The 7,279-nt window shown below is 39.3% G+C and carries 8 protein-coding genes; 5 read left to right on the forward strand and 3 right to left on the reverse strand.

What is annotated here, in order from left to right:
• The 5 genes from ACIQZ6_RS10780 to ACIQZ6_RS10800 form a co-directional block, all read left to right on the forward strand.
• A partial coding sequence (locus ACIQZ6_RS10780) for a carbohydrate-binding protein (RefSeq protein WP_395810960.1) occupies positions 1-1,262 on the forward strand: 1,262 nt, incomplete at its 5' end.
• Positions 1,263-1,461: 199 nt separating this feature from the next.
• A complete protein-coding gene (locus tag ACIQZ6_RS10785) occupies positions 1,462-2,736 on the forward strand; it encodes an amidohydrolase/deacetylase family metallohydrolase (RefSeq protein WP_395810962.1) in 1,275 nt (424 codons plus the stop codon).
• 11 nt (positions 2,737-2,747) lie between these two features.
• Positions 2,748-4,337 carry a PLP-dependent transferase gene (locus ACIQZ6_RS10790; RefSeq protein WP_395810964.1) on the forward strand — a complete coding sequence of 530 codons (1,590 nt, stop codon included), beginning with the start codon at positions 2,748-2,750 and terminating at the stop codon, positions 4,335-4,337.
• Positions 4,338-4,374: 37 nt separating this feature from the next.
• Entirely contained in the window at positions 4,375-4,812 is a 438-nt protein-coding gene (locus ACIQZ6_RS10795; RefSeq protein ID WP_395810966.1) for a c-type cytochrome, read from the forward strand.
• Positions 4,813-4,859: 47 nt separating this feature from the next.
• The gene (locus ACIQZ6_RS10800) at positions 4,860-5,999 is read left to right on the forward strand and encodes a lactonase family protein (protein ID WP_395810968.1); all 1,140 of its coding nucleotides are present in this window, start codon (positions 4,860-4,862) and stop codon (positions 5,997-5,999) included.
• A gap of 172 nt (positions 6,000-6,171) precedes the next feature.
• On the opposite strand, the gene ACIQZ6_RS10805 is transcribed toward ACIQZ6_RS10800, so the two are convergent.
• The 3 genes from ACIQZ6_RS10805 to ACIQZ6_RS10815 form a co-directional block, all read right to left on the reverse strand.
• Positions 6,172-6,555, reverse strand: a complete 384-nt coding sequence (locus ACIQZ6_RS10805; protein ID WP_395810970.1) for a hypothetical protein — start codon at positions 6,553-6,555, stop codon at positions 6,172-6,174.
• Between the two features lie 26 nt (positions 6,556-6,581).
• A complete protein-coding gene (locus tag ACIQZ6_RS10810) occupies positions 6,582-6,986 on the reverse strand; it encodes a hypothetical protein (protein WP_395810972.1) in 405 nt (134 codons plus the stop codon).
• A 1-nt stretch (position 6,987) separates the two neighbouring features.
• A partial coding sequence (locus ACIQZ6_RS10815) for a hypothetical protein (protein WP_395810974.1) occupies positions 6,988-7,279 on the reverse strand: 292 nt, incomplete at its 5' end.

A 7,279-nucleotide genomic window follows, 5' to 3' on the forward strand; every position in this document is an offset into this window, starting at 1 on the left:
CAGAGATAGAGATTGCCCAACAATACGGCGCAGCTCCATTTACAGTACAGTTTTCAGGTAAAAAAACGATAGATCACGATCGCGCGGATCAATTAACATATACATGGGATATTGAAAACAAGCAGATGCAGGGACAAAACGCCACTCATACATTTTACACTCCCGGAGTATACAACATAACATTAACTGTAAGGGATGATCAAGGTGGTCAAGGCCTGGCTAGCTCCCAGATTTTTGTAGGTAATACGCCACCTGAGGTTAAAATTGAAACACGTGCAAATCGTAGTTTTTATTGGGATAACTCGGTGTTGGATTACGCTATACAAGTAGAGGATAAGGAAGATAAAATCATCAATCAAGAAAAGATCAACCTTTCTTATGGTTTTATAGCACGAGGGAAAGACATTGCGGTTATTTTGACACAGAAGCAGCAGAATTTAGGCAGCCTAAAATACCTGAAAGGGCAGCAACTTGCAGCAAACTTAGATTGTAAATCTTGTCATTCGATAGATAAGGCATCTGTAGGTCCAGCATATTTAGCAATTGCGAAGCGTTATGCAGGCAAAGAAGGTGTAATTGAAAAACTTTCAACTAAAATTATACAGGGAGGAAGTGGCGTTTGGGGAGAGCGTGCAATGATTCCGCATCCTTCACTTTCTAAAAATGATGCTGCAGAAATAGTGAATTATATTCTTTCGTTATCTGATAAACCGGAGGCCAATCATTCACTAAAAAATACGGTAGTATTAAAGGAACATATTGGTAAAGAAGCAACAGGAACTTATTTGCTTAATGTGAGCTATACTGATCAGGGAGCTAATGGAATTGAACCTTTACAAAGCCGTAGCTACATTACTTTGCGAAATCCTTTTGTTCAGGCTGAAGATTTTGATGATGGAAATGTGAGAATTGCTACCTATACAACCGCCGCTCTTTCGTATGCAAGGGCAATTAATCATACCACCTATATACGCTTTAATCAGATTGACCTGACTCATATCAAGCAAATAAAATATCGAGTAGAACCGCAGTCTGGTGGCGAAATTGAACTTCGTTTAGGCAATCCGGAAGGCCCTTTGGTTAGTACTGTTAAAATCCCACCTGGAATTGCAAAAGATCCTCAAAGCTGGAAAGAAATCTGGAGCGATCTAATTGATACTAAAGGGCTTCATGATCTGTATTTTGTATTCAAAGCTCAGGGTGAAAGAAAACAGAATTTATTTCATCTAGACTGGATTTATTTTTCAAACAACACGAAATAGATCCCAAAGTCAAGTCGACTTCTTGATACCTTGATTTATTTTTGTATTTTTTAACTAAAGATTGATCCGGATATCCTTCAGATGGCCTAATTTCATCGAAATATTTCATAATCAGCCATGTATTTTCAGTATTTTTAATAATATTTATCTTTTTGTTTCCAATAATTATAATCAGTCCTATTAAATTACGCGCTTAATAATGCAAAGAATACATCTCCTCATTTTCATGCTGCTCAGCACACAGGTTATACGTGCTCAATCATCCGATCCGGAATATGCAATAATCATTAAAGGCGGCCATGTGATCGATCCTAAAAACAACCTTAATGAATTGATGGATGTTGCGATCAATAAATCCGGTAAAATTGCCGCAGTTTCAAAAAATATTGATCCTAAAACAGCATCGCGGGTGGTTAATGCAAAGGGTTTATATGTTACTCCGGGAATCATTGACATGCACACGCATAATTTTGCAGGCACCGAGCCAGACAACTATCTAAGGAACAGTTATTATGCCAATCAACCTGACGGATTTACCTTTCGCGTTGGAGTTACAACCGTTGTGGATGCAGGAAGTGCAGGCTGGAGGACATTTGAAAAATTCAAAGATCAAACCATAGACAGAGCGAGAACCCGGGTTTTAGCATTTCTAAATATTGTTGGCCAGGGAATGACCGGAGGGCCACCTGAGCAAAATAATGCCGATATGGATGCACGTTTATCTGCTGATATGGCATTAAAGTATAAGGACCAGATTGTAGGATTTAAAGTGGCACATTATAATAAACCAGATTGGGTGCCAATTGACCGTGCTATTGAAGCGGGAAAAATTGCTGGAAATATTCCGGTGATTGTTGATTTTGGTGGTAGTGGTCTTTCTCTAGAAGAGCTGACCATGAAAAAATTCCGTCCGGGCGATATTTATACCCATACCTATGGTGGCGGTGGAAAAGAGCGCGAAGCTATTACTGATCCACTAACAGGTAAATTAAGACCCTTTGTTTTTGAAGCCAGGCAGAGAGGTGTAATATGGGATGTGGGTCATGGAGCAGCTAGCTTTTCATTTAGTCATGCTATTCCGGCTACTAAAGCTGGTTTTTTTCCAGATGTAATTAGCACAGATCACCATGGGGGAAGCATGAATTCAGCGATGAAAGACATCCTCAATGTGATGAATAAATTTTTAACCCTTGGAATGGAAGTTCCTGCGATCATCAACTCAGTAACCTGGAAACCTGCGCAGGTTATTCATCGGGAGCAGCTTGGTAATCTGTCTGTAGGATCAGAGGGAGATGTAACGGTATTACGTATCCGCAAAGGGAAATTTGGGGTGTTCGATCAAATGGGTCAGTTGCTTGAAGGTAAGCAACGCTTTGAATGTGAGGTAACTGTTAAAGGCGGGCGAGTTTTCTATGACCTAAATGGTTTAACAAAACCGCTACCAAAAGTAGTTGGCGGACTGCCAAGCCTGTAATCCTATTGAATATGAAAAGAAGAGAATTAATTAAAGGGTTGAGTATTTTACCCTTAGCGGGAGCAGTTTCAGAATCTGCTTTCGGGGCAGCTCCTGTTATACCGCAGAAAGCCAGGAAAAGCATTTACCAAGCTATAGGGGTTAGGCCGCTGATTAATGCAAGAGGTACGGTTACCATAGTAGGAGCTAGTCAGATTATGCCCGAAGTTCAGCAGGCTATGGATGATGCGGTTCAGGAATACGTACAGATTGATGAGTTAATGGATGCCGTTGGCGAACGCTTGGCAAAATTAACTGGGGCCGAATTTGCATTTGTTAGCTGTGGCGCATCGGCTGCAATAACTGCAGGTACTGCTGGATGTGTTACGGGTGGTGATCCGGATAAACTTTGGATGATACCTGACCTAAGTGGGATGAAGGATGAAGTGATTATTCCTGCCTATTCCCGTTCAGCTTATGATGCTGCGGCGAAGGCTGTGGGAGTCAAAATGATAGAGGTTTCTACGATGGAAGATTTGAAGCTGGCTATTGGTTCGCAAACTGCCATGATTCTTGTTCTTGCAGGATCTGGTTCAGAGAATGGACCTTTGTCTATACAAGAAATTTCTTCTGTTTCTAAACCACTGGGTGTTCCTATTTTGGTTGATGCGGCTGCCGAAGGTTTGGAAGTTCCCAACCCTCATCTATCGCAGGGGGCTGACCTCGTTGCTTACAGTGGGGGTAAATATCTCCGCGGACCGCAATGCGCCGGATTATTGATTGGACGTAAAGATCTGATCATTGCTTCGCGTATCAATGCGGGTCCTCATCATGGTTTTGGCCGTGGTTTTAAAGTGGGCAGGGAAGAAATTATGGGGATGTTAGCCGCCGTAGAAATGTGGTTTAAGCGTGATCATGCAGGCGAATGGAAGACCTGGGTATCCTGGGGCAACCATATCCAGAAGCGTCTTTCAACTATTCCAGGAGTGAGCACTGAACTGATAGAGCCAAAGGCCCGTTCAAACCGCGCACCTTCTTTGAATGTGAAGTGGGATCAATCAATCATCTCATTAACTGGAGAGGATATGGAAAAACTTTTATGGGATGGAAATCCTCGTATCGCAGTTAGCGGAGCCGGAAGTTTTCTGCCTTTCCCTCCAAACCTGCAACCTAATATCAGTGTAGCTACAACATCGCTTCAAGCGGGTGATGAAAAGATCATTGCCGAACGCCTGTTCACTATCTTTTCTAACCCACCGATGATCAAAAGAGCTAGTGGATCAGCAGCGTTTAATCTGAGCGGGCAATGGGATCTGAAAATGAAGTTCTCTGCCAGTACAGTAAATCAGACCTTGATTATTGAACAGAAAGACACTAGCTTGATGGGCACACACCTTGCAAGTATTGGATCTCGCGATCTGGATGGAACTCTGCATGGCAATGAAGTAACGATCAGGAGCTCCTATACGAAAGCTGGTGTGCGCATCAATTTTTCTTTTACCGGAACAACCGATGGAAATACAATGCAGGGCAAGGTGAGCTTGAGTGAGTATGGCGATGCAGAATGGACTGCAAAACGCCATGATTACCGACCTGCAGGTTCTCCAAGATCTCGAGGATAATGAAATAGAATGAGTACTTTATTCAAAATATACTAATATGACAGGTTTACGAGTGCTTTTCGTCTTTATGTCACTTGGCTTTTGTTTTTTCAGTGGAACCAATAAGTTTAGTCAGCAGCCATGGAAAGCTCCGGTTTGGACAGATAGCCTGTATAATCCGTATAATATTGAACCACTGACACTTCCGCAAGCACAAGAGGTTTACAATTTACATTGTATTCGGTGCCATGGCGGACAGGGGCAAGGCTATGCGCAGGAACATACTGCTCAAGAAGTCCCAGATTTTAAGCAAGATTGGGTCAGGCAGCAAAGCGATGGCGCTTTATATTGGAAAATACGTGAAGGTAAAGGAATCATGCCTAGTTATAAGTTAAAATTATCTGACGAGCAGCAATGGCAACTGGTAGAGTATATACGAGATCTTTCAAAGCCATTTAATCAACAAAAAAATCCATTTAAGTCTTTAAACGATTGATACTATTTTTGTTAACTTTAAATAAGTCAAACTTGAAAAACATTCTTATGAGAAACAACCTTTCTTTTTGTATTGCCTTAGTCCTGTTTGTTTCAGGAATTGAGTATACACTGGCTCAACCTGGGTCAAAAGATATTATATATGCCGGCACTTCATCAGCCAGAGGCAGTAAAGGAATTTATGTTCTTGAATTTGATCGTACTCTTGGCAAGCTCAAGGAATTGCAAACAGTTACTGAAGGCAACGGCCCCGGTTTTCTGGCTTTGAGTCCGGGTAAAGATTTTTTATATTCAATTTACGGCAAGGGCACTGCCACTGATGGAAACGGAGCGGTTATGGCTTTCAAAATCGATCCGTTTACTGGCCTATTAAAAAAATTAAATGAACAATCTGTTCAAGCAAAGGGGCCAGCACATATTAGTATCGATCCAAAAGGAAGGTTTGCCTATACAGCCAATTATGGAGATGCAAGTGTAACTGTATTTCCGATAAATTCGGATGGTACGCTGGCTAAAGCTTCTGATTTAGTTAAGCAAACCGGTAGTAGTACAAATCCACAACGACAGAAAGAGCCACATCCACACTCTAGTATTCCATCCTCTGATGGTAAGTTTTTGTACGTTTCTGATTTGGGAACAGATAAGATTATGATTTATGAAGTTTTGGATGGTGGAAAATTAAAACCCGCTGCTGTTCCGTTTGTACAGGTAGCTGCAGGTTCAGGCCCCAGACATTTTAAGATCCATGAGAATGGTAATTTTGCTTATTCTGTGGATGAGTTATCCAATACCATTGTTGCCTTTAAAGTAAACAAGAAAACCGGAGCTTTAACTATTCTGGAAAGCTTAAGTATGCTTCCTGAAGGCTATAAAGAGGTTACTTATGCTTCTGATGTGCATTTTTCGCCAGATGGTAAATTTATTTATGCCTCAAATAGAGGGCATGAGAGTTTGGTGATCTACCAGGTGAATGCAAAAAATGGGAAACTAAGTATGATTGGTCATGAGCCTACAGGTGGAAAGCATCCCAGGAATTTCATGATCGACAGAAAAGGAGAGTTTGTGCTAGTGGGCAATATGAACACAGACAATGTGGTGATTTTTAACCGCGATGCTAAAACAGGCTTAATGAAACCTAACGGACAGCAATATACTATTCCCGGTATCACTTGTTTGATACAGTTGTAATGCCCAAATTTACCTATAGTCGGTGTTTTTACCGACCATAGGTAAGTTGTTTTATAGTACGCTGATACTAAATAAAAAAAATCCTGAAGCAATTTCCGCTTTTAATTGCGGCATATTTCTAATTTTTATTGCAGGTATTAATTTGGTGTAAACGCCTCTGTTATTTAATTAATTATTTATCCCTTTTAAAATAAGCAACAACGTTCAAAACCCAAAGCAAAAGCATGATTGCTGAAAAAATAATCAATGGCAAAAATTTCAAAAAATGTTTCAAATCGAATACAATTAAATAAATCAATAGAAATTGACCTGAGATTATAAGAAATGATAATGCCAACAAAGCAAAGTAGGAATCTGCATCATTTATGTTCTTAAATGTCCGATAGCCATAAATTAATAATAAAACTAACGGGATACAGAGTAAACCGGCAACAGCTATGGTAATAAGTGACTTATCATACCTTATCGCACTTTCAATGCCAGTTAAAATACCCAGTAAAATAAATAGGACGTTTCCTATTACAAGCGATGCTTTTAATAGTTTAACATTTTTCATTTTAATTTCATTTAATAATTTGGTGATCACACCTCTGCTTTTTCATTATTTTTTCTCCTTTTAAAATAAGCAACAACGTTCAAAACCCAAAGCAAAAGCATGATTGCTGAAAAAATAATCAATGGCAAAAATTTCAAGAAATGTTTCAAATCGAATACAATTAAATAAATCAATAGAAATTGACCTGAGATTATAAGAAATGATAATGCTAACAAAGCAAAGTAGGAATTCGTATCATTTATGTTCTTAAATGTCCGATAGCCATAAATTAATAATAAAACTAACGGGATACAGAGTAAACCGGCTACAGCCAGGAAAATAGGTGACTTATCTGATCTTATCGCACTTTCAATGCCAGTTAAAATACCTAGTAAAATAAATAGGACGTTTCCTATTACAAGCGATGCTTTTAATAATCTAACATATTTCATTTTAATTGCATTTATTTATATACATTAAGGTTTTAAATGTTTCTAATTCAGCAAGTCTAGCTGAATATTTACCTGCATATGTCTCCACCTTATCGTCAGCTATGAAACCATGAGTTTCTTCATAATTTATTCCATTTCGAGGATTTACTCCGTATTGATGTAGATATTCAGACCAAAAATCAAATGTGCCAGTTTTTAATTCATCCCTTAAAAGTGCTTTTAAACCATTATACTTCCCCGAAGTATCATTTAATACTTCCGAAAAAGGAATTTTATTTGTATCATTCTTATAA

The sequence above is a fragment of the Daejeonella sp. genome (assembly GCF_044348475.1).
In the GTDB taxonomy this organism is placed as follows: domain Bacteria; phylum Bacteroidota; class Bacteroidia; order Sphingobacteriales; family Sphingobacteriaceae; genus Daejeonella.

Coding starts and splice junctions, on each gene's coding strand:
- ACIQZ6_RS10785 (WP_395810962.1), top strand. CDS start 1,462: ATGCAAAGAATACATCTCCTCATTTTCATGCTGCTCAGCACACAGGTT.
- ACIQZ6_RS10800 (WP_395810968.1), top strand. CDS start 4,860: ATGAGAAACAACCTTTCTTTTTGTATTGCCTTAGTCCTGTTTGTTTCA.
- ACIQZ6_RS10790 (WP_395810964.1), top strand. CDS start 2,748: ATGAAAAGAAGAGAATTAATTAAAGGGTTGAGTATTTTACCCTTAGCG.
- ACIQZ6_RS10795 (WP_395810966.1), top strand. CDS start 4,375: ATGACAGGTTTACGAGTGCTTTTCGTCTTTATGTCACTTGGCTTTTGT.
- ACIQZ6_RS10805 (WP_395810970.1), bottom strand. CDS start 6,555: ATGAAAAATGTTAAACTATTAAAAGCATCGCTTGTAATAGGAAACGTC.
- ACIQZ6_RS10810 (WP_395810972.1), bottom strand. CDS start 6,986: ATGAAATATGTTAGATTATTAAAAGCATCGCTTGTAATAGGAAACGTC.